The 20,663-nt window shown below is 69.8% G+C and carries 20 protein-coding genes; 13 read left to right on the plus strand and 7 right to left on the minus strand.

The genetic code is table 11. The annotated features are described in order from the left end of the window. Positions 1 to 111: 111 nt before the first annotated feature. Both ACILRF_RS04750 and ACILRF_RS04755 read left to right on the plus strand, forming a co-directional pair. On the plus strand, positions 112 to 546 hold the full coding sequence (locus ACILRF_RS04750) for a MucR family transcriptional regulator (protein WP_395671123.1): 435 nt from the start codon (positions 112 to 114) through the stop codon (positions 544 to 546). Further along, positions 543 to 794 carry a hypothetical protein gene (locus tag ACILRF_RS04755; RefSeq protein WP_395671124.1) on the plus strand — a complete coding sequence of 84 codons (252 nt, stop codon included), beginning with the start codon at positions 543 to 545 and terminating at the stop codon, positions 792 to 794. Before ACILRF_RS04750 ends, ACILRF_RS04755 begins: the two co-directional genes overlap by 4 nt. A 217-nt stretch (positions 795 to 1,011) precedes the next feature. Here ACILRF_RS04755 and hemA read toward each other — a convergent pair whose 3' ends face one another. After that, positions 1,012 to 2,241, minus strand: a complete 1,230-nt coding sequence (gene hemA / locus ACILRF_RS04760; protein ID WP_395671125.1) for a 5-aminolevulinate synthase — start codon at positions 2,239 to 2,241, stop codon at positions 1,012 to 1,014. A gap of 164 nt (positions 2,242 to 2,405) precedes the next feature. Here hemA and ACILRF_RS04765 point away from each other — a divergent pair, with 164 nt between their 5' ends. Further along, a complete protein-coding gene (locus ACILRF_RS04765; protein ID WP_395671126.1) occupies positions 2,406 to 2,765 on the plus strand; it encodes a GFA family protein in 360 nt (119 codons plus the stop codon). Positions 2,766 to 2,795: 30 nt separating this feature from the next. Here ACILRF_RS04765 and ACILRF_RS04770 read toward each other — a convergent pair whose 3' ends face one another. After that, positions 2,796 to 3,545 carry a class I SAM-dependent methyltransferase gene (locus ACILRF_RS04770; protein ID WP_395671127.1) on the minus strand — a complete coding sequence of 250 codons (750 nt, stop codon included), beginning with the start codon at positions 3,543 to 3,545 and terminating at the stop codon, positions 2,796 to 2,798. A gap of 26 nt (positions 3,546 to 3,571) precedes the next feature. Next, the gene (locus tag ACILRF_RS04775; RefSeq protein ID WP_395671128.1) at positions 3,572 to 4,618 is read right to left on the minus strand and encodes an enoyl-CoA hydratase/isomerase family protein; all 1,047 of its coding nucleotides are present in this window, start codon (positions 4,616 to 4,618) and stop codon (positions 3,572 to 3,574) included. Positions 4,619 to 4,722: 104 nt separating this feature from the next. Between ACILRF_RS04775 and ACILRF_RS04780 the strand changes: the two genes are divergently transcribed. From ACILRF_RS04780 to ACILRF_RS04800, 5 genes are all read left to right on the plus strand, one after another. Next, entirely contained in the window at positions 4,723 to 5,217 is a 495-nt protein-coding gene (locus ACILRF_RS04780) for a hypothetical protein (RefSeq protein ID WP_395671129.1), read from the plus strand. Continuing rightward, complete coding sequence (gene hemB / locus ACILRF_RS04785; protein ID WP_395671130.1) at positions 5,214 to 6,230, plus strand: porphobilinogen synthase; 1,017 nt, start codon at positions 5,214 to 5,216, stop codon at positions 6,228 to 6,230. Before ACILRF_RS04780 ends, hemB begins: the two co-directional genes overlap by 4 nt. 92 nt (positions 6,231 to 6,322) lie before the next feature. Next, the gene (locus ACILRF_RS04790; protein ID WP_395671131.1) at positions 6,323 to 8,707 is read left to right on the plus strand and encodes a penicillin acylase family protein; all 2,385 of its coding nucleotides are present in this window, start codon (positions 6,323 to 6,325) and stop codon (positions 8,705 to 8,707) included. A 44-nt stretch (positions 8,708 to 8,751) separates the two neighbouring features. Beyond that, positions 8,752 to 9,219 (plus strand): (2Fe-2S)-binding protein, encoded by a 468-nt coding sequence (locus ACILRF_RS04795; RefSeq protein ID WP_395671132.1) that lies wholly within the window; start codon positions 8,752 to 8,754, stop codon positions 9,217 to 9,219. Further along, a complete protein-coding gene (locus ACILRF_RS04800; protein WP_395671133.1) occupies positions 9,216 to 11,300 on the plus strand; it encodes a molybdopterin cofactor-binding domain-containing protein in 2,085 nt (694 codons plus the stop codon). Before ACILRF_RS04795 ends, ACILRF_RS04800 begins: the two co-directional genes overlap by 4 nt. Here ACILRF_RS04800 and ACILRF_RS04805 read toward each other — a convergent pair. Beyond that, positions 11,291 to 11,788 (minus strand): GNAT family N-acetyltransferase, encoded by a 498-nt coding sequence (locus ACILRF_RS04805; protein WP_395671134.1) that lies wholly within the window; start codon positions 11,786 to 11,788, stop codon positions 11,291 to 11,293. The two genes, ACILRF_RS04800 and ACILRF_RS04805, sit on opposite strands and share 10 nt — an antisense overlap. Beyond that, complete coding sequence (locus ACILRF_RS04810; RefSeq protein ID WP_395671135.1) at positions 11,785 to 12,645, minus strand: NAD(P)-dependent oxidoreductase; 861 nt, start codon at positions 12,643 to 12,645, stop codon at positions 11,785 to 11,787. Before ACILRF_RS04810 ends, ACILRF_RS04805 begins: the two co-directional genes overlap by 4 nt. A gap of 85 nt (positions 12,646 to 12,730) precedes the next feature. Between ACILRF_RS04810 and ACILRF_RS04815 the strand changes: the two genes are divergently transcribed. From ACILRF_RS04815 to ACILRF_RS04835, 5 genes are all read left to right on the plus strand, one after another. After that, positions 12,731 to 13,636: a flagellar motor protein MotB gene (locus ACILRF_RS04815; RefSeq protein WP_395671136.1), complete on the plus strand. Its 906-nt coding sequence runs from the start codon at positions 12,731 to 12,733 to the stop codon at positions 13,634 to 13,636. 122 nt (positions 13,637 to 13,758) lie between these two features. Beyond that, on the plus strand, positions 13,759 to 14,532 hold the full coding sequence (locus ACILRF_RS04820) for an arginyltransferase (RefSeq protein WP_395671137.1): 774 nt from the start codon (positions 13,759 to 13,761) through the stop codon (positions 14,530 to 14,532). Next, positions 14,529 to 15,347, plus strand: a complete 819-nt coding sequence (locus ACILRF_RS04825; protein ID WP_395671138.1) for a uracil-DNA glycosylase — start codon at positions 14,529 to 14,531, stop codon at positions 15,345 to 15,347. Before ACILRF_RS04820 ends, ACILRF_RS04825 begins: the two co-directional genes overlap by 4 nt. Before the next feature lie 70 nt (positions 15,348 to 15,417). Next, positions 15,418 to 17,046, plus strand: a complete 1,629-nt coding sequence (locus tag ACILRF_RS04830; RefSeq protein ID WP_395671139.1) for a lytic transglycosylase domain-containing protein — start codon at positions 15,418 to 15,420, stop codon at positions 17,044 to 17,046. 105 nt (positions 17,047 to 17,151) lie between these two features. After that, entirely contained in the window at positions 17,152 to 18,225 is a 1,074-nt protein-coding gene (locus tag ACILRF_RS04835; protein WP_395671140.1) for a PA0069 family radical SAM protein, read from the plus strand. Here ACILRF_RS04835 and ACILRF_RS04840 read toward each other — a convergent pair. Then, positions 18,207 to 19,229: an LLM class flavin-dependent oxidoreductase gene (locus tag ACILRF_RS04840; RefSeq protein ID WP_395671141.1), complete on the minus strand. Its 1,023-nt coding sequence runs from the start codon at positions 19,227 to 19,229 to the stop codon at positions 18,207 to 18,209. The genes ACILRF_RS04835 and ACILRF_RS04840 overlap by 19 nt on opposite strands. Beyond that, entirely contained in the window at positions 19,229 to 20,449 is a 1,221-nt protein-coding gene (locus ACILRF_RS04845) for a class I SAM-dependent RNA methyltransferase (protein WP_395671142.1), read from the minus strand. Before ACILRF_RS04845 ends, ACILRF_RS04840 begins: the two co-directional genes overlap by 1 nt. Between the last annotated feature and the right edge of the window lie 214 nt (positions 20,450 to 20,663).

A 20,663-nucleotide genomic window follows, 5' to 3' on the forward strand; every position in this document is an offset into this window, starting at 1 on the left:
CCGTTCCAACGCCCGGAACCAACCTTCTCCTTCTGCGTTGCAGACTAACCCAGGGTGCAAGCGTCAGGGAGGCGCCGGGGCTGTGCAGAGTCGCGACAAGGGGGAAGCTGAATGAGCGTTGGTCCGGATCCCGACAGCCGTTCGGGTGAGGAGATCCTGCGTCTGGGCGCAGGGATCGTGGCCGCCTATGTGAGCCGGAACGCCGTGTCGGCCGAAGCCGTGCCGGACATCATCCGCACCGTGCACCAGACGCTGGAGGGCCTGACCCGAGGCGTCGCCGCGCCGGTCGTTGAAGACCGACCCAAGCCCGCCGTGCCGATCAGCCGATCCGTGCAGCACGACTACATCGTCTGCCTCGAGGACGGGAAGCGGTTGAAGATGCTGAAGCGCTACCTGCGCTCGCGCTACAACATGAGCCCGGACGAGTACCGGCGCCGCTGGGGCCTGCAGCCCGACTACCCGATGGTGGCGCCGGCTTATGCCGCGCGTCGCTCGGACTTCGCCAAGCAGATCGGCCTCGGCCGAGGTGTCCGGAGACGCAAATGAGACAACGGGTCCACGCCGGTACGGAGGCGCTGCGGGCGTTCAATGCCAGCGGCTACGAGATCCTCGACGAAGATCTGGCGACGCGCGGCGAGGTGGTCATCTGGTCGATCGACCCGCTCACGCCGCGGCTCGGCGATCTGTTCACGATCGAGAGCGACGGCCGCGTGCACGAGATCACCGTCCACGAACTCACCACCTTCAAGGGCGGCTGGAGCGCGCGCTGCCGGATCTACGCCGCGCTGTCGTAGAGCTTGCTGACCCGGAATGGGCCGGCGGCGGGTTGAAGCCCGCCGTGACCCACCTATCTCAGAAGCGCTCCGAGCGAGCCGGTCCGGGTTTGAGTAGATGACCGCCTGATCAACGGTCCGCCCCGGCAACGCCGCCGAGCCAGCCAGAACAGCGCGCAGCGGCCTTGGAACCGCCTCGTCCCGCCTCGGGATGCCGCCTGTTCTGGCCAAGGCCGCCTTAGGCGGCGACCCCGCCGACCCGCGCGATGTTGCAGTGGGTCCAGAGCTTCTCCAGCGCCTCGACCAGCTTGTCCATCATGTCGTCGGTATGCGCCGGCGATGGCGTGAACCGCAGCCGCTCGGTGCCGCGCGGCACGGTCGGATAGTTGATCGGCTGCACATAGATGCCGAAGTCGGCGAGCAGGATGTCCGACACCATCTTGCAGTGGACCGGGTCGCCGACCAGCAGCGGCACGATGTGGCTCGCAGACGGCATGACGGGCAAGCCGGCCTTGGCGAAGCGAGCCTTGAGCATCGCGGCGCGGGCCTGATGGGCCTGGCGGACCTCGTCGTGCGCCTTGAGGTAGCGGATCGAGGCCACTGCTCCGGCGGCCAGCGCCGGCGGCAGCGAGGTCGTGAAGATGAAGCCGTCGGCGTAGCTGCGGATGGCGTCGACGATCACTGCGTCGGCGGCGATGTAGCCGCCCATGACGCCGAACGCCTTGCCCAACGTGCCTTCGATGATGTCGATCTCGGCCATGAGGCCGTCGCGCTCGGCGACGCCGGCTCCGCGCGGGCCGTACATGCCGACCGCGTGGACCTCGTCGATGTAGGTGATCGCACCGTACTTCTTGGCCAGGGCGACGGTGCCGGCGATGTCAGCGATGTCGCCGTCCATCGAGTAGACGCTCTCGAAGGCGATCAGCTTCGGCGCGGCCGGATCGGCGGCGGCGAGCAGGGATTCCAGGTGGACGAGGTCGTTGTGGCGGAAGACGTGGCGCTGCTCGCGCTTGCCGGCCCGGATCCCGGAGATCATCGAGTTGTGGTTCAGCTCATCCGAGAAGACCAGCAGGCCGGGCAGGATCTTGTAGAGGGTCGAAAGCGTCGCCTCGTTCGAGACGTAGCCCGAGGTGAACAGAAGAGCCGCTTCCTTGCCGTGCAGATCGGCGAGCTCGGCCTCCAGCTCGACGTGGTAGTGGGTGGTGCCGGAGATGTTGCGCGTGCCGCCGGACCCGGCGCCCGCCTCCTCGATCGCCTGGTGCATCGCGTCGAGCACCACAGGATTCTGCCCCTGGCCCAGGTAATCGTTGGAGCACCACACGGTGACTTCGGCCTGGCCGCCGTCTTCACGCGTCCAGACAGCCTTCGGGAAGGCGCCGCGACGACGCTTCAGGTCGGCGAAGACGCGATAGCGGCCTTCGGACCGGACCTTGTCCAGAGCGGTTTGAAACGCGTCTCTATAATCCATCGACTTGACCCGGCGGCGCGAACAGGGCGCGGCCGGTCCCCTTGAATCTCGGGCCGCTTTTCGCACCGTGACAAACGTATGTCTACACGCGGGCACGTGAACGGCAATTGACAGAGATCACAGCTTTGCCGTTCAGGGTCGGATAGGACGGAGAGTCACGAAAAATGCGCGGAAGCTGCCACTGCGGACGGGTCGCCTACGCTGTCGATGAGAAACCGACAAAGGCGATCGAGTGCAATTGCACCCTCTGCCGCCGGCGGGGGAACATCCTGGCCTTCGTCGCGCCGGAAAAATTCCATCTCGAGACGTCGCGCGACGAGATAACCGTCTACACCTGGAACCGCGAGGCGATCCGCCACCAGTTCTGCAAGGTCTGCGGCTGCGCGCCGTTCGCCGAGGGCGTCGGACCAAACGGTCCGATGGTGGCGCTGAACCTGCGGTGCGCGGAAGACCTCGACCTGGCCAGCGTCGAAGTGACGCCCTTCGACGGCCTGCACATCCTGCCAGGGCCGGAAGGAGCCTGAGGCCCCGCGCCGGCGCCGGAGGAACAGCGCCTACCCCGGTTTGCGGAACCTCAGAATGAACTGGTCCGTGTGACCGCGCAGGCTGGGGTCGAACACGCCCTTGGTGCGGTCGTCGGCAGGGTTCCGGAGGACAGAGCTCTCGGCCTCAAATCGGAAACCGGCGGCCTCGACCGCCTGACGAACGGCGGCGGGGTCGATGCGGTGCAGGCTGTTGGCGGTTTCGACCACCGGCGCACCGGCAGCGGCGGCGTGGTCGAGGACGATAAAGACCCCGCCCGGCTTGATCGCGTCGTAGATGTTGCGCAGGACCATCGGCGCGTCGAGGTTCAGCCGGGTCAGATAAAGGTCGTGGAAGTTCTGTGAGGTCCAGAAGACGTCGACCGGCTCGGGCGTGCGGAACGCGCCGACGCCGGTGGCGATCAGCTGGATGTTGCCGTACGCCGCGTCGGTCGCCAGGGCCTGGATCGGCGGCGGGGCGGCATTGGCGGCCGGCGGGTTGGCGATCGCGAAGACGCGGCCCTGTGGGCCGACGGCTTTCGAGAAAATGCGGGTGAAATAGCCGCCGCCGGGCAGGAAGTCGGCGACCCGCATGCCGGGACGGACGCCGGCAAAGGCGAGCATCTCGGCGGGCTTGCGCGCCGCGTCGCGTTGGATGTCGGCGGCCGGACGAGCAGGATCGGCGATGGCGGCGGTGATAGGGTTCGTCGACCCGCCCCCGTGCGTCGCACACCCAGACAGGGCCAGAGCTGCACCGGCGGCCAGCAGAAGCTTGAACGTCATCTCGCGTCCTCCCGTAGCCCTAATGCTCAAGGTAGCGGGGTCCAGACCTTATCGGAAGGCAAGGGCGCGAAGATCTCGTCGACGAGGGCGTCCGTCACACCGGCAAGCTCGGGCGGCGACCAGCGCGGGGCGTTGTCCTTGTCGACCAGGACGGCGCGGACGCCTTCGGCGAAGTCCGGACGGCCGCCGACCCGAACAGCGAGGCCATACTCCATCGCCATGACTTCGGCGAAGGTCTTCGCCCGGGCGCCGAGCGCAAGCTGGCGATGCGTGACCTTAAGGGCCTGGGGCGAGCGGGTGCGCAGGATCTCGAGCTGCGCCGTCGCCCAGTCGCCGCCGTCCGCTTCCAGAGCGGCGAAAATGGCCTCGACGCTGTCGCCGCCGAACAACCGGTCGATCTGATCCTGATGGGCGGCGAGCGGCGGGCGGCCGGGATCTATCTCGAGCTCGGTCAGCGCCGTCTCGATCCTGGCCGGGTCGGCGGTCACCGCCGCCTTGAAGCGCTCGACGTCTGTGCTGTCGATGCAGTCGGTGGCGACGCCGATCAGCTCGCAGTCGGCAGCGCCAAGACGCGCGCCGGTCAGAGCCAGCCACAGGCCGATGTGGCCGGGCGTGCGCGGGAGGTACCAGCCGCCGCCGACGTCGGGGAAGAGCCCGATCGCCGTCTCCGGCATGGCGAACAGGGTCCGCTCGGTGGCGACGCGATAGCGGCAGGGGCGCGCGACGCCGAATCCACCGCCCATCACCAGCCCGTCCATCACCGCGACGGTCGGCTTGGGATAGTGATGCAGCAGGTGGTTCAGACGGTATTCGTTGAAGAAGAAGGCCTCTCCGATCGCCGGATCGGCCGCCGCCTGCCGCACGTCGCCGCCGGCGCAGAACCCCCGCTCGCCCGAATGGTCGAGAAGCACCAGGACCACGGCCGGATCGCTCCGCCAGGCGAGCAGCGCCTCGGTCATGGCGTCGATCATGCCGGTGGTCAGAGCGTGCAACGCCCGAGGCCGATTGAGCGTGATCCGTCCCACGGCGCCCTCCACGCGGGTCAGAACTTCGGCGGTCGCGTCAGGAGCCATGAGGTCGCGCTTCTCAATCACGGGATTGAGCAAGTCGCGCGGGTAGCGCAAAGCTGTCAACCTGATCGACGCGATCATTCGGAATGGGAGCTTGGGGGAGCGCCATGACGACCGACTACCTGGGGGCGCCGACGGCCATGGAGCCGGCCGAAGAAGCGGCGCAGAACATGGCGATGCTGGGCTACGCCCTGCTGTTCGCCTCGATTTTCTTCGCAGGTTTTCCGGCGCTGATCGCCGTGGTCATCGCCTATTCGCACAAGGACGCGGCCGAGCGGCTGGTCGCCAGCCACTTCGAATTCCAGATCCGGATCTTCTGGATCGCCTTCGTGCTCACCCTGGCCGCGGCCGCAGCCGGCCTGGCCGGGGTGATCGGCGGCCTCGGGGAGGTGATCGGGATGGCCAGCATCAGCGGTCTCGACCACCTGGAAACGGTGCAGATCCGCCTGCACGACATCACCATCGGGGCGAGGGTCATCGGGCTTATCGCCTTCGCGGTCCTGCTGACGGTGGCCTCCAGCCTTTGGCTGCTCTGCGCCCCGGCGGTCGGCTTCATCCGGCTTGCATCCGGACGGGCGATGGGCGACAGCGCGCGGCCATGAGCCGCTTCGCCTCCGCCGCCTACCCTGCCCTGCGACTTCGCCGCCTGCGCCAGGCTGACTGGGTGCGGCGGCTGGTCCGCGAGACCGTCCTGACGCCCGGCGACCTGATCTGGTCGATGGTCGTCCATGAGGGCGAAGGCCAGGTTCCGGTCGCCTCGATGCCCGGCGTCTCGCGCCTGTCCGTCAAGGACGCGGCGGAAGCGGCGCGCACCGCCCGCTCGCTCGGGATCCCGGCGATTGCGGTCTTTCCGCACATCGACGGCGCCAAGAAGGACGCCGCCGGCACCCTCGCCCACGACCCGAACGGCCTCGTCGCCACGGCCGTCAAGGCGATGAAGGACGCCGCGCCCGAGGTCGGGATCATGTGCGACGTCGCCCTCGACCCCTTCACCGACCACGGCCATGACGGCCTGGTGGAGAACGGCCGCATCCTGAACGACGCGACCATCGAGCGGCTGGTGCAGCAGGGCCTGATGCAGGCCAAGGCCGGCTGCGACATCCTCGCGCCGTCGGATATGATGGACGGGCGCTGCGGGGCGCTCCGCGCCGCTCTGGAAGCCGAGGGCCTGCAGGACGTGATGATCATGTCCTATGCGGCCAAGTACGCGTCTGCCTTCTACGGGCCCTACCGCGACGCCATCGGCTCGGGGAAACTCGGGACCGGATCGGTGGACAACCCCGGCGACAAGCGCACCTATCAGATGGACTCCGCCAACACCGACGAGGCCCTCCGAGAGGTTGCGCTGGACCTGGCCGAAGGCGCCGACATGGTGATGGTGAAGCCGGGCCTGCCCTACCTCGACATCGTCCGGCGCGTCGCCGACGAGTTCCGCGCTCCGACCTTCGCATTCCAGGTCTCCGGCGAGTACGCCATGCTGATGGCCGCGGCCCAGAATGGCTGGCTGGACGAAGATCGCGCCATCCTCGAGAGCCTGGGCGCCTTCAAGCGGGCCGGCGCAGCCGGCGTGATCACCTATTTCGCCCCGCGCGCAGCCCGGTTGCTGGGGGCTTAGGCGGCGCGGCCTTCGTCGCCGCGGCGAAAGCTTGCCGAGCGCTGCGATCTCACCGCAGACTGCTCCCCACAAGGAAAACACCCGGGGGCGGAATGCTGGTCAGGATCATGGGTGCGGCCGCGCTGGCTGCGACGTTGGCGTCGCCGGTCGCGGCCGAGGTCAGCAACGCCGCGCGGCGGGAAAGCCAGGCCGTGCCCGGCCTGCAGCAGCCGGCCGAGATCCTCGTCGACCGCTGGGGCGTGCCGCACATCTACGCGAAGAGCACGCGAGACGCCTTCTTCCTGCAGGGCTGGAACGCCGCGCGCGATCGCCTGTGGCAGATCGACCTGTGGCGCAAGCGCGGGCTGGGCCGGCTCTCGGCTAGCTTCGGCCCGGCCTACATCGAGCAGGACCGCGCCGCGCGGCTGTTCCTCTATCGCGGCGACATGGCGGCGGAATGGGCCGCCTACGATCCGATCGGGCGCGAGGCGGTCGAGGCGTTCGCCGCCGGGGTGAACGCCTATGTGGCGCAGGTGTCGGCAGGGGAACGGCCCTTGCCTGTCGAGTTCCGCCTGACCGACAGCAAACCCGAGGCGTGGGCCCCGGAGGACATCCTGCGGATCCGCAGCCATGCCCTGGTGTCCAACGCCGCTTCCGAGGCCGCGCGGGCCCGGACGGTCTGCAAGGCTGGGCTTGCGGCCGACGCGGTGCGGCGGCGCCTTGAGCCCGAGCACACGCCGGCGATTCCCAAGGGACTTGACCCCTGCGATGTGCCCGACGACGTGATGAAGGACTATACGCTGGGAACGGGGTCGGTGAGCTTCGCGCCGCTGGCGAAGCAGAAGGCGGCCGAGGCGCCCGGGGCGGTCGCGCTGTCCCAGTTCCTGCAGGATCAAGCCGCCGAGGGCTCGAACAATTGGGTGATCGCCGGATCGCGGACGGCGAGCGGCCGGCCCATCCTGGCCAACGACCCGCACCGGCCCGTCGGCGCCCCCTCGCTGCGCTACATCGCTCACCTGGACGCGCCGGGCCTGTCTCTCATCGGGGCCGGCGAGCCCGCCCTGCCGGGCGTTTCGCTCGGCCACAACGGCAAGGCGGCCTTCGGGCTGACGATCTTCTACATCGATCAGGAAGACCTCTACGTCTACGAGACCCGCGGCGACGCCTACCGCTACAAGGGCGGCTGGGAGCCGATGCGCATCGTCCGCGAGACCATCGAGGTCAAAGGCGAGGCGCCGCGGCAGGTGGAGCTGCGCTTCACCCGCCATGGGCCTGTTCTGAAGAGCGACACCCCCAAAGCCCGGGCGTTCGCCCTGCGCACGGTCTGGAACGAGCCGGGCCTGGCCGGCTATTTCGGATCCTCGCGGATGTGGCGCGCAGGTTCGTGGGCGGAGTTCCAGACGGCGCGCAACCGCTGGGGCGCGCCGCCGCTGAACCTCGTCTATGCCGACGACACCGGCGAGACCGGCTGGGCCGCCGCCGGCCGTACGCCGGTGCGCCGCAACTGGGACGGGCTAATGCCGGTCCCCGGCGACGGCCGCTACGAGTGGGCCGGCTTCCTGGGCGACGACAAGCTGCCGGTGGTCCGCAATCCGGCGGCGGGGTTCTTCGCCACCGCCAACGAGATGAACGTGCCGGCCGAGCCCGACTATCCGCGGGCGGCGCGTCGGCTCGGATTCGAATGGACCGACCCGTCGCGGGCGGTCCGCATCAAGGAGGTGCTGGCGGCGACGCCGAAGGGGACGCTGGCCGACTCCATGGCCCTGCAAACCGATGCGGTCAGCGCCCAGGCGCGGCGGGCGCAGGCGCTGCTCGCGCCGCTCAGCTCCGACGACGCCGAGGTGGCGCGCGCGCTGTCCCTGCTGAAGGCGTGGGACGGGAACGAGGGCACCGACAGCGTCGCGGCGTCGATATACGAGACCTGGGTGGTGAAGCATCTGGGCCGCGCCGTGGTGCGCAAGGCGACGCCGGCGACGGTGCAGGCCCAGATTGGCGCGAGCATGCCCGATCCGGTGCTGCTGTGGCTGGAGCGCCAGCCGAGAGAGGTGCGCGATCCGCTGCTGCTGTCGAGCCTCCGGACCACGCTCGACGAGCTCAAGGCGCGTCTCGGAGCCGACATGACGGCGTGGGCGTGGGGCCGGCTGCACCAGGCGCTGTTTGAACCGGCCGCTGCGGTGCTCGCGGACCCACAGCTCGCCGCCCAGATGCGCATCGGGCCGCTGCAGGTGGCGGGATCGTCGTCCACGCCCCGCGCGGCCACCTGGCGCAGCCCGGATTTTCGGCAGACGGCCGGCGCCTCGGTGCGGCTGGTGCTGGACGTCGGCGGCTGGGACAATTCCATGGCCATCAACACGCCCGGGCAGTCCGAAGACCCTTTTAGCCCGCACTACCGCGACCTGTTCCCGCTGTGGGCCGCTGGCGGCTACTTCCCGCTGCGCTACACCCGCCCGGCCGTCGAGGCGGACACCGAGGCGGTGCTGGCGCTCACCCCCGGCTGAGAGATGGCGTTAAAAGGGTCGGGTATTCGGTTGGAGCAGTACGCATGGCGTTGACGCTGATCGTGAACGGCAAGGCGGTGGTCGTCGACCAACGCCTGGCCGATACGCCGCTGCTCTGGGTGCTGCGCGACACGCTCGGCCTGATGGGCGTGAAGTACGGCTGCGGGGTCGGGGTCTGCGGGGCCTGCAGCGTGCTGATGGGCGACAAGCGGATCTTCAGCTGCATCGCCACGGCGCGCTGGTGCGTCGGCCAGCCGATCACCACCATCGAAGGGCTGGAGGCCGATCCGCTCGGCAAACACCTGCAGGACGTCTGGGTCGAGACCGATGTCGTGCAGTGCGGCTACTGCCAACCGGGCCAACTGATCGCCGCCACGGCCCTGCTCAAGGCCAATCCCGCTCCTGACGACGCCGCCATCGATGCGGGGATGAAGGGAAATCTCTGCCGCTGCGGCACCTATCCGCGCATCCGCGAGGCTGTGAGAACGGCGGCCAAGGGGCGCAAGGCATGACTGGTCTTTCGCGACGAGGGATGCTGCGCGGGGCGGCGGGCGTGGGCGTGGCGCTGGTCGTGCCGTTGCCGGCGGCGGCGCAGCGGAGCGGCCTGGTGGCCAACAGCTATCTGTCGATCACAGAGGCCGGCGCGGTGCTGGCGCTGCCGAAGACGGAGATGGGCCAGAGCATCCTGACGGCGGCGGCGATGCTGGTGGCCGAAGAGCTGGGCGTCTCGCCGGCCGAGGTGAAGGTGGAGATCCCCGACGGGGACGAGGCCCGCTTCTCGCCGGTCAGCCAGGGCACTGGCGGCTCGCGGTCGGTGCGGGAGCTGCACAAGCCGGTCCGGCAGGCGGCGGCCAATGCCCGCGCGGCGCTGATCGCCGCGGCGGCGCGACAATGGGGCGTCGCCCCAGAGACCTGCGACCTGGTCGAGGGCCACGTCATGGAGACCGCCGGTCAGCGCCGGGCCCCGATGGGGAGCTTGATCGCCGTGGCGGCGGCCGCGCCGCTGCCGAAGGACACGCCCCTGCGCAAGGCTCTGAAGGTGATCGGCAAGCCGACGAGGCGGATCGACAGCCGCGCGATGGTCACCGGCGCTATGACCTATGGCATCGACGTTCGGCTCCCGGGCATGAAGGTGGCGCTGCTGGCGCAGTCGCAGGTCTATGGCGGCCGGCTGGGGCGCGTGAACGATGCGGCGGCTATGGCCGTGCCGGGCGTCATCCAGCTGGTGAAGGGCCCGGACGTATTGTTCGTCGTCGCCGAGACCTACTGGCAGGCGGTGCTGGGCTATGCCGCCGCCGACCCGCAGTGGACGCCGCCGGCCCGGCCGCTCGACCAGGGCCGGATTCAGGCCGAGTTGGACGAGGCGCTGACCCGCAAGGGGTTCGAGGCGAAGAACGCCGGCGACCTCGCCCGCGCCAAGTCCGGCGCGGCGCGCAGCCTCAGCGCCACCTATCGTCAGCCGTTCCTCGCTCATGCAGCCATGGAGCCGGGCGCCTGCACCGTGCACGTGACGTCCGCCGGCTGCGAAATCTGGACCGGATCACAGGTGCCGTCGCGGGCCCGCGCCGACGCCGCCAAGGCGCTGGGCCTGCCGCTGGAGAGGGTCCGGCTGCACAACTACCAGATGGGCGGCGGTTTCGGCCGGCGGCTGGAAACCGACATGGTCGTGCGCGCGGTGGAACTCGGCCGGCAGGTCCCCTATCCGGTCAAGGTGATGTGGTCGCGCGAAGAGGACATGAAGCACGACATGTACCGCCCGGCCTATGTCGACACGGTCTGGGCGGGGCTGGACGCCGCCGGCAAGCCGGTCGGCTGGGAGCATCGGATCGCCGGCTCCTCGATCCTCGCTCGGTTGCTGGGCACGAAGTTCGACGGCGTGGACGGCGATGCGACGGAAGGGGCGGTCGACATCCCCTATCGCGTCGGCGCGCACCGGGTGACCTTCCAGCAGGCGGAGACGGACGTCCCGACCAGCTGGTGGCGCGGGGTTGGCGGCCTGAGGTCCTGCTTCGTCGTCGAGAGCTTCATCGACGAACTGGCCCACGCCGCAGGCCAGGACCCGCTGGCCTACCGCCTGTCGCTGACCACCGAGCCGCGCATCCGCACGGTGCTGGAGCGGCTCGGCAAGGAATCGGCCTGGGGATCGCCCCTGCCCTCCGGCCACGGTCGCGGTGTCGCCGTGCTGCACCTGTGGGGCACGATCATGGGTGTGGTCGTCGAGGCCAAGGTGGCGCGCGAGGGCGCGATCTCGGTCCCGAAGGTGACGGCGGTGGTCGATTGCGGCCTGGCCATCAACCCGCTGGGGATCTCGGCGCAGGTCGAGAGCGGCGTGGTCTTCGGCCTGTCGGCGGCGCTCTGGGGCCAGGTGACGATCGGCGAAAGCCGCGTCGAGCAATCGAACTTCCACGACTACCGCATCATGCGCCTGCACGAGACGCCGGAGATCGCCACGCACATCGTCGACAGCGACGAGGAGCCCGGCGGTATCGGCGAGCCGCCCTGCGCCGTGATCGCCCCGGCCCTGGCCAACGCCGTGTTCGCCGCCACGGGCCGCCGCCTGCGCAACCTCCCGCTGGCCGTGGTTCAGGCGTAGTAGGCGCTGGGCTCGTCCGGGTACGACGGCAGGTCGATCAGCTTCTCGAAGCTCAGGCCGATCTTCTCGAGAACGTGGCGCGAGGCGCGGTTGTTGGGGTCGGTGATGGCGGCGATACGGGGCAGGCCCATGTCGCTCCGGGCGTAGGCCAGCACCGCGGCGGCCGCCTCCGTCGCGTAGCCCTTGCCGGCATGAGCCTCAAGAATGGCGTAGCCGAGGTCCGGGCAATCCATGCCTTCGCGCGTCGGTACGATGCCCGCCACGCCCACCGCGGCGTCGCCGTCGGCCTCATCGCTGGTCCTGGCGACGAACCAGGTTCCGCCGGCCAGGCGGTCGGTAATGTAGGCGCGGGCCCCCTCGAGGTCGCGTACGCCACGATCGCCGATGTTGGCGATCCAGCCGGGATCGTTAAGCAGGCCGAGCAGGAACGCGGCGTCGTCGAGGCCGATCGGCGTCAGCGTCAGCCGCGCCGTCCGCAGGGCCGTCATTTCGGCGGCTCCAACCTCGCCAGTAGGCTGGAGGTGTCCCAGCGCCTGCCGCCGAGCGCCTGGACCTCGGCGTAATAGCCGTCGATCAGCGCCGTGGCGTCGAGGCGGGCGCCGTTGCGGGCGGCCTCCTCGAGCACCAGCCCGAGGTCCTTGCGCATCCAGTCGACCGCGAAGCCGAAGTCGTACTTGCCCTCGGCCATCGTCGCCCAGCGGTTGTCCATCTGCCAGGACTGGGCCGCGCCCTTCGAGATCGCCTCATAGACCCCCGCTGGGTCTAGGCCGGCGCGCTTGGCGAAGTGCAGCGCCTCGGCCAGCCCCTGCACCAAGCCGGCGATGCAGATCTGGTTGACCATCTTGGTCAGCTGCCCGGCGCCGACGTCGCCCATCCGGCGGATCGCCTTGGTATAGGGGGCGAGCAGCGGCTGGACCTTGTCGAAGGTCGCGGGCTCGCCGCCGCACATGATTGTCAGCTGGCCATTCTCGGCCCCGGCCTGGCCGCCGGAGACCGGCGCGTCGAGGAAGCCCACGTCGCAATCCGCCGCCTTTGCGGCCAGCTCACGAGCGACCTCTGCCGAGGCTGTGGTGTGGTCCACCACGATCGCCCCCGTCGGCAGCGCGGTCAGCGCCTCGCCGACGACCTGGCGCACATCGTCGTCGGCCCCGACGCAGAGCAGGAAGACCTCGACGCCCTGCGCCGCCTCGGCGACGGTCTGGGCCACCCGGCCGCCGTAGGTGGCGGCCCAGCGTTCGGCCTTATCAGGGGTGCGGTTGAAGACCGTCACCTCGTGCCCGGCCCGGGCAAGATGCCCGGCCATCGGGAAGCCCATCACCCCCAGACCCGCGAACGCCACTCTCATCGCACTCTCCCGCTAACCTTAGCTGCATCTTAACGAGCCGCCGTCACCTTGCGAGGCTGAGTTTCAGGCCAAGCTGGGGTGAGCCATGTCGGTGGGCGACGCGCCGATCGTCATCAAGAAGGTCAAGAAGGGCGGCGGTCACGGCCACCACGGCGGCGCCTGGAAAGTCGCCTACGCGGACTTCGTGACCGCCATGATGGCCTTCTTCCTGCTGATGTGGCTGATCAACACGACGAGCCCCGAGCAGAAGCGCGGCATCGCGGACTATTTCGCGCCCGCCAGCGTCTCGGAGACCACCTCCGGCTCCGGCGGCATCCTGGGCGGCACGGCGCTGGGCGACGACGGCGCCAAGGGCGACGGGGCGATGGCGGTGATCGAGGAAATGTCTCCGGAATCGCCCAATCCGGACCAGGGCAAGACCACCGACGAGGGCTCGCCGGTCTCGGCCGACGACCCGACCACCGAGGCGCTGCGCGAAGCGCTGCGCAAGCGCGAGGAAGCGGCCTTCCAGTCGGCCGCCCAGTCGCTGCGCCAGGCGCTGCAGGACATGCCGGAGCTGGCCGAGCTGTCGAAGAACATCATTATCGACCAGACGCCCGAGGGCCTGCGGATCCAGCTCGTGGATCAGGAAGGCCGCTCGATGTTCGCCCAGGGCTCGGCCCAGCCGAACGAGCGGGCGCGCCTGCTGCTGAGGGCGGTGGCCAAGGTGATCAACCAGCTGCCGAACCGCATCAACATCTACGGTCACACCAGCGCCAACGCCAACGGCGCCAAGTCCGACAGCGACTGGAACCTTTCGGCCGGACGGGCCGACTCCTCGCGCCGGGTGCTGCAGAGCGCCGGCGTAGATCCCGATCGCGTCTACCAGGTCTCCGGGCGGGCGACCTCCGAGCCGCTGTACCTGGACGATCCCACCCTGCCCGGCAACCGTCGGATCGCCATCGTCCTGCTGCGCGAGGCGCCGGTGTTGCCACCGGACCGCGGCCTCTAGAAAGGTCGCGTTCGACGGTTGTGACACAGTCGCAGATGGCTTGCGTCGCGGGCCCGCATGACGCCTAATTGTGGCCGTGGCGCAATGTTCGGCGCTAGGCCAATCGGGGCGATCGCAGGTCCGTGACGCAGCACTTCCCGACACGACAGCTCAGGTTCTTCCTGACCGCGCCGTCGCCGTGCCCCTACCTGCCTGACCGGTTCGAGCGCAAGGTGTTCGCGCACCTGCCGCTTTCGGACGGAGCTAGCGTCAACGACAGCCTGACACAGGTCGGCTTCCGCCGCTCGCAGAACATCGCCTATCGCCCGGCCTGCGAGTCGTGCACGGCCTGCGTCTCGGCCCGGATCCCAGCGGCCGACTACATCTTCTCGCGCTCCGAGCGGCGCTCCCTGAACCGCAACGAGGACCTGGAACGGCGGATTGTCCCCGCCGAGTCCAGCATCGAACAGTTCGACCTGCTGCGCCGCTACCTGACCACCCGGCACGCCGAGGGCGGCATGGCCGAAATGACCTGGCCCGACTACGTGGCCATGGTCGAGGACACCGCGGTGCGGACCCACGTGGTCGAGTATCGCACGCCCGGCCGGGCGGGGTATCCCGGGGACCTTGTGGCCTGCGCCCTGGTCGATGAAATGAGCGACGGCCTGTCGCTCGTCTACAGCTTCTACGAGCCCACCGCCCAGCGTCGCAGCCTGGGCTCGTTCATGATCCTCGATCACATCGTGCAGGCCGGTCTGACCGGCCAACCCTACGTGTACCTGGGCTATTGGGTCCGGGGGTCCGAGAAGATGGACTATAAGGCCCGCTTCTCGCCCATCGAACTCCTGCGGCCGCAAGGCTGGACCCTGCTGTCGGCGCGCGAGCTGCGGGCCGCGACCAGCGCCGTCACCGCGTGAACCTGACCCTCGACCCGCGAGCCGCCGAGAGTCTGCTCGCCTTCTGGGCCGACGGCGGCGTGGACGCCATGCTGCTGGACGAAGCCGTCGACCGTATCGCGGCCGGCAAGTTCGTCGCGCCCGCCGCCCCGCTTCGTCCGGCGGCGACGGTCTCGCCGCTGAGACCCGCCGCCGCGCCGCGCGTCGACGTCGGAGATGCAGTGGCTCAGGCCCGCGAACTGGCGACCGCCGCCCAGGACCTTGACCAGCTGGCCGTCGCCATCGCCGCCTTCGAGGGCTGCTCTCTGCGCCAGGAAGGCGCCGCCACACGGGCAGTGTTCGCCCGTGGGGCGCCGGACGCCGAGGTGTTGGTGATCGGCGAGGGCCCCGGGGCCGACGAGGACCGCCAGGGCCAGCCGTTTGTCGGCCGCGCAGGCAAGCTGCTGGACCGGATGCTGGGCGCGGCGGGCCTCGCCGAGCGCACTTTCATCACCAACACCGTCTTCTGGCGCCCCCCTGGCAACCGGACTCCCACGGCGGCCGAACAGGCGGTCTGCGCGCCGTTCGTCGAGCGGGCGATCATGCTCGTGAAGCCGAAGATGCTGCTGCTGGTCGGCGGGGCCTCGGCCAAGGCCATGCTTCAGAAAGAAGAGGGCATTCTTTCCCTGCGCGGGCGATGGTTCGAGTGGCGCAGCGCCGACGGCCAGCTGGAGCTGCCGGCCATGCCGACGCTTCATCCGGCCTTCCTTCTGCGACAGCCTGCGGCGAAGAAGCGCGCCTGGGTGGACCTAATGACGCTCACGGAGCGTCTTGATCGAGCCGAGAGGCCCGCCTAACACTTCGGACTTGTTCGAGAAAAGGGCGCCGTTAACCCTTCCTTAAGGTGGGACGGCGACAGGGTCCGTGATGAGGCTCATCCAGCGGTTGCGCGTGGGAATATCCGCATTCGCCTGCGTCGCGGTCATGGCGACCGCCGCGGCGGCTGACGGCCTGCAGCCGCTGAGCGCCGACGACGCCCGCGTCTATGCCCTGGCCTTCGAGGCCGCCGACCGTGGCGACTTCATCGACGCCCACATGAAGACTCTGGAGGTCAAGGACACCTCTCTGGTCGGCTACGTGTCGTTCCGCCAGCTAATGCATCCCTCGCAGCACAAGGCGAGCTTCGATGAGCTGTCGGGATGGCTCGGACGATTCGGCGACCTGCCGCTGGCCGAGCGGATCTTCTCGCTGGCCGCCAAGCGCAAGCCGGCGCAGGCCCCTGCCCTCGCCGCGCCGCAGATCACCGTCGCTGACCTTGTCCGCGCGCCGCTGCCGGCCCTGGACCGCGGCTGGCTGGCCCGCGACGCCTATTATTCCGGCGACGCCAAGCGGGCGCTGGAGCTGGCGCCCGATGCCGGCGAACGCTGGATCGCCGGCCTGTCGGCATGGAAGCTCGGCCAGCTGGCGCTCGCCGAGAGCTATTTCGCCGCCGTGGCCCACGACTATGCCGAGGACGTTTGGCAGCGTAGCGCCGCCGGGTACTGGGCGGCCCGCACCGCAAACTCGCTCGGCGATCCGACCCGGGCCAACAACTACCTGAAGCTCGCGGCCCAACAGCCGAACACCTTCTATGGCATGCTCGCCGACCGGCAGCTGCAGTTCATCAGCCAAACGGCGGACGCCGGTACGGTGATCCGTGCGTCTTATTCCGCGCCGGTCGCGCGCCCCGTCGCGCCGCCGCCCGCCGCCGCGCCGAAGCCGCCCTCGCCGGAGATCGTGCAGTTCGCGGAGCACGAGCCGCGCGCGCGCCGCGCGGCCGCCCTCCTCCAGCTCGGCCGGACGGACGAGGCGCGCCAGGAACTGCGCGCCGGCATGGCTCTGGCGGTCGGCCCCAGCTCGCAGAAGACCTGGAAGGAACTGGTTGTCGCGCTCGCCAGCCTGGCGCCGGAGAAGGCCCCGCCGCGCAAACGCGCTTCCCTCGCCCCGGCCGAGTATCCCGCGCCGGCGCTGGAGCCCACCTCCGGCTTCACGGTGGACAAGGCGCTGGTCTACGCCATCGCCTATCAGGAAAGCCGCTTCAACCCAGCGGCGCTGTCGCCGGTGGGCGCAATTGGCCTCATGCAACTGATGCCGGAGACGGCGGCGCTCACCACCGGCAACGCGCGGCTGAAGCGGGATTTCTCGCCGCTGTACGACCCGGCGTTCAACATGAAGGTCGGGCAGGAATACATCGCCTGGCTGCGCGAGCGGGGCGTGGGCCACGACATCCTGCGCACCGTCGCGGCCTACAACGGCGGCCCCGGCGCGGTGCTGAAGACCCTCGCCCGGGTCGGCGAGGACGCCGATCCCCTGCTGGTCATCGAGAGCCTGCCGGCCCAGGAAACTCGCGACTACGTCGAGAAGGTGATGGCCGCCTACTGGTCCTACAAGCGGATGTGGGGGCAGGAGACCAAGACCCTCGACGCTCTGGCCGGCGGCGCGCGGATCATCGACGCCCGCCTGGACATCCCGCAGCCGGTCAGCGCGCCGGCCGAGTTGACCGCCTCGCTGGACTAGGCGCAGCCGTCCGCCTTGCGTGGTCATGGCCGGTTTGGCTCGGCCACGACCAGCCAGCCCACATATGTTCTTTCTTTGTTCTCTCTGCGACGCTAGAACTGTCGCGTGTCCGCCCTACCCCACAATACCCGCGGCCGTGGTGCGCGATCTAACGCCACGAGCCGGTTCGAGAGCCACGCGCGCGACGCGTTTGACGATGGCTGGGCGCCGGAGGACGACGAGGCGCCGAAGCTTTCCACCACTGTCCTGCCGATGAAATCGAAGACGGTGATCGCGCGCAACGACAGCCCGGATGTCGGCTTCACCGCCTCGCTCAACCCCTACCGCGGCTGCGAACACGGCTGCATCTACTGCTATGCGCGGCCAGCCCACGCCTTTCTCGGGCTGTCGCCGGGCCTCGATTTCGAGAGCCGGCTGTTCTTCAAGCCCGAGGCGGCGAAGCTGCTCGAGGCCGAGCTGTCGAAAAAGACCTACAAGCCCGAGGTCATCCATATCGGCGGCGACACCGATCCCTACCAGCCGCAGGAGCGGACGCTTCGGATCACGCGTTCGCTGATCGAGGTGCTCGGGCGCTACAACCACCCGTTCTCGGTGATCTCCAAGTCGGCGCTGATGCTGCGCGACATCGACCTCCTGGCGCCCATGGCCGAACGGAACCTGGCGCGGGTGGCGATTTCGATCACCAGCCTCGACCGGCGGCTGGCCCGGTCGATGGAGCCGCGGGCGGCGACACCCGAGAAGCGTTTGGAAGCCGTGCGGCGGCTGACGGAGGCCGGCGTGCCGGTGATCGTGATGTTCGCGCCGGTGATCCCCGGCCTCAACGACCACGAGATGGAGGCGGTGCTGGAGCGCGCGGCGGACGCAGGGGCCGTAGGCGCAGGCTATGTGGCGCTGCGCCTGCCGCTCGAGATCAAGGACCTGTTCCGCGAGTGGCTGCAGACCGACCATCCGGACCGGGCGTCACGAGTGATGTCGTTGGTCCGGCAGATGCGGGGCGGAAAGGACTATGACCCCCAGTGGGGCAGCCGGATGACGGGTCAGGGCCCGATTGCCGACCTGATGGGCAAGCGGTTCGCGGCCGCCAAGGCGCGCTACGGCCTGGCGGCGCGGTGGGACGGTCTGGACCTCAGCCAGTTCCGCGTCCCGCCGAAGGCCGGCGATCAGCTGGCGCTCTTCTGAGCCGCGGCGTCCGCCAGGATCTCGAAGGAGCGGATCCGGGCGGCGTGGTCGTAGATCTGCGCCGTGACGATCACCTCATCGGGTTGGTGACGGGCGACAAAGTCAGCGAGCCCCTGCCGGACGGCGTCCCGGTCGCCGACCACCGCCATCTTCAGCGCCCCCGCGCGGCCGGGGTCCAATCCGGCGGCGAGCAGTCTTCTTTCCATATCCTCGACCGGCGGCGGCAGGGGCGACGGGCGGCCGAGGCGCAGGTTCAGAAAAGCCTGCTGCAGCGAGGTGAACAACCGTCGGGCCTCGGCGTCGGTATCGGCGGCGACGACGTTGAGGGCGAGCATCAGGTGCGGCCTGTCGAGATGCTCCGAGGGCTGGAACTCGCGCCGATAGAGCGCCGCCGCCGCCTCCATGTCGTTCGGGGCGAAGTGCGAGGCGAAGGCGTATGGCAGGCCGAGGGCCGCGGCGAGCTGGGCGCCGTAGAGGCTCGAGCCGAGGATCCAGACCGGCACCCGCAGGCCCTCTCCCGGCACCGCGCGGACGAGCTGGTTGGGCTGTGCGGGCCCGAAATAATGGAGCAGTTCGATGACGTCCTGCGGAAACCGGTCGACGTCGCCGACTAGGCTGCGGCGCAGGGCGCGGGCGGTGATCTGGTCGGTTCCCGGTGCGCGTCCGACGCCGAGGTCGACGCGGCCGGGATGCAGCGCCGCCAGGGTGCCGAACTGCTCGGCGATCACCAGAGGAGCGTGGTTGGGCAGCATGATCCCGCCGGCCCCTACGCGGATCGTCTCGGTGCCCGCTGCGACGTGGCCGATGACCACGGCGGTCGCCGCGCTGGCGACGCCCGGCATGTTGTGGTGCTCGGCGAGCCAGAACCGGTTGAACCCCAGCCGCTCGGCGTGGCGGGCGAGGTCGAGGGTGTTGCGGAATGAGGTCGCGGCGTCCGACCCTTCGAGGATCGGCGACAGGTCGAGGACGGAAAGCGGAACCATCGTCGCCATATGGGTCGGCATCAGCGCGAGAACACCCCCACCAGCTCCACATGCGCCGACCAAAGGAACTGGTCGACCGGCAGGACGCGCTCGAGGGTGAACCCGGCGTCGACCAGGGCGCGCGCGTCGCGGGCGAAGGTCGCTGGATTGCAGGAGACGCCGATGACGCGAGCCACCGACGAGCGAGCAAGCTCCGCCGTCTGCTCGACGGCGCCGGCGCGCGGCGGGTCGAAGACAGCGACGTCAGTCTTCTTCAGTTCCTCGGCCAGGACCGGGCGACGCACGAGGTCGCGGCCCTCGGCCGTGACGCCCTTGAGGCCGGGCGCGGTGGCGACCCCGGCGTTCAGCGCCTGAATGGCGGCGGGGGCGAAGTCGGCGGCGTGGACCGGCGCGATCTCCGCCAGCCGAAAAGTGAAGGTGCCGACGCCGCAGTAGAGGTCGGCAATGCGGGCCGCGCCAGCCGCCGCCTGGGCGACGAACGCCCCCATCGCCGCCTCGGCTCCGACGGTCGCCTGGAGGAAGGCGCCGGGCGGCAGGGCGACGGTCGCCGCGCCCAGCCGCACTTTGGGCTGACGGGCCATGTAAGCGGCCTCGCCGGCCAGGGTGACCCGCGCGAACCCGGCCTCCCCCGCCCGTTCGGCCAGCTCGACGCGGGCGTCGGCGGAGAGGCCGCCGCTCCGAGCCTCGACGCCCGTGATGTCGATGTCGAGGCCCGCGGCGGTCAGGGTGACGTGCAGGGTTGGGGCAGACTTCGGATGCTCGAACAGCGGCGCGGCGAGCCGCTTGAGCGCCGGAATGGCGGCCACCAACCTGGGGTCGGAGATTGGGCAGGTCTCGATGTCGACCAGATCCCAGGACTTGCGGGCCTTGTAGCCGGCGCGGGCCGCGTCACGATCCCCGCGGCGCGCGTGGAGCGCGAAGCGTCGCCGGGTGCCGGGCGCGGCGGCGAAGGCCGGCAGGATCTCGGCGTCCAGCCGTTCGCGCGCCAGTGTGGTGCGCAGCCGGCCGACCTTCCAGTCGAGGTAGGGGCCGTGCGCCCAGTGCTGCAGTGCGCAGCCGCCGCAGACGCCGAAGTGGGGACAGGGCGGCTCGACGCGCTCGGGGCTGGGGCGCAGCACCTCGAGCAGTTCGCGCCGCTCGCCACCACCCCTGGCCAGGACCTGTTCGCCCGCCAGAGTGAACGGCACATAGACGCCCCCGCCAGCCATGCCATCCCCCTCTCCGGCCACGGCCGTGATCATCAGCTCGACCGGAGGACCGGGGTGCGCGGCCCCCTCGGCGGGCGCTCTGGCCGGTCTTTTCGAAGCAGGTCGGTGACGTCGCATGGCGCCTCATAGCAGCCCCGGCCCGCGGCGCGATGAACGAAGATGAACGGCCCGATCAACGGCCGTTCAGCTAGCAGGGACGATAAGCGGAACCACGGCGGCCCGCAGGGGCGCGCGAGACGGGTTTCGA

Origin of the sequence: Phenylobacterium sp., assembly GCF_044236515.1 — a bacterium.
Classification (GTDB): Bacteria; Pseudomonadota; Alphaproteobacteria; order Caulobacterales; family Caulobacteraceae; genus Phenylobacterium.

Excerpts from the sequence above, each read along its gene's own strand:
- ACILRF_RS04750 (WP_395671123.1), top strand. The coding sequence starts at position 112 with ATGAGCGTTGGTCCGGATCCCGACAGCCGTTCGGGTGAGGAGATCCTG.
- ACILRF_RS04755 (WP_395671124.1), top strand. The coding sequence starts at position 543 with ATGAGACAACGGGTCCACGCCGGTACGGAGGCGCTGCGGGCGTTCAAT.
- hemA (WP_395671125.1), bottom strand. The coding sequence starts at position 2,241 with ATGGATTATAGAGACGCGTTTCAAACCGCTCTGGACAAGGTCCGGTCC.
- ACILRF_RS04765 (WP_395671126.1), top strand. The coding sequence starts at position 2,406 with ATGCGCGGAAGCTGCCACTGCGGACGGGTCGCCTACGCTGTCGATGAG.
- ACILRF_RS04770 (WP_395671127.1), bottom strand. The coding sequence starts at position 3,545 with ATGACGTTCAAGCTTCTGCTGGCCGCCGGTGCAGCTCTGGCCCTGTCT.
- ACILRF_RS04775 (WP_395671128.1), bottom strand. The coding sequence starts at position 4,618 with ATGGCTCCTGACGCGACCGCCGAAGTTCTGACCCGCGTGGAGGGCGCC.
- ACILRF_RS04780 (WP_395671129.1), top strand. The coding sequence starts at position 4,723 with ATGACGACCGACTACCTGGGGGCGCCGACGGCCATGGAGCCGGCCGAA.
- hemB (WP_395671130.1), top strand. The coding sequence starts at position 5,214 with ATGAGCCGCTTCGCCTCCGCCGCCTACCCTGCCCTGCGACTTCGCCGC.
- ACILRF_RS04790 (WP_395671131.1), top strand. The coding sequence starts at position 6,323 with ATGCTGGTCAGGATCATGGGTGCGGCCGCGCTGGCTGCGACGTTGGCG.
- ACILRF_RS04795 (WP_395671132.1), top strand. The coding sequence starts at position 8,752 with ATGGCGTTGACGCTGATCGTGAACGGCAAGGCGGTGGTCGTCGACCAA.
- ACILRF_RS04800 (WP_395671133.1), top strand. The coding sequence starts at position 9,216 with ATGACTGGTCTTTCGCGACGAGGGATGCTGCGCGGGGCGGCGGGCGTG.
- ACILRF_RS04805 (WP_395671134.1), bottom strand. The coding sequence starts at position 11,788 with ATGACGGCCCTGCGGACGGCGCGGCTGACGCTGACGCCGATCGGCCTC.
- ACILRF_RS04810 (WP_395671135.1), bottom strand. The coding sequence starts at position 12,645 with ATGAGAGTGGCGTTCGCGGGTCTGGGGGTGATGGGCTTCCCGATGGCC.
- ACILRF_RS04815 (WP_395671136.1), top strand. The coding sequence starts at position 12,731 with ATGTCGGTGGGCGACGCGCCGATCGTCATCAAGAAGGTCAAGAAGGGC.
- ACILRF_RS04830 (WP_395671139.1), top strand. The coding sequence starts at position 15,418 with ATGAGGCTCATCCAGCGGTTGCGCGTGGGAATATCCGCATTCGCCTGC.
- ACILRF_RS04840 (WP_395671141.1), bottom strand. The coding sequence starts at position 19,229 with ATGCCGACCCATATGGCGACGATGGTTCCGCTTTCCGTCCTCGACCTG.
- ACILRF_RS04845 (WP_395671142.1), bottom strand. The coding sequence starts at position 20,449 with ATGATCACGGCCGTGGCCGGAGAGGGGGATGGCATGGCTGGCGGGGGC.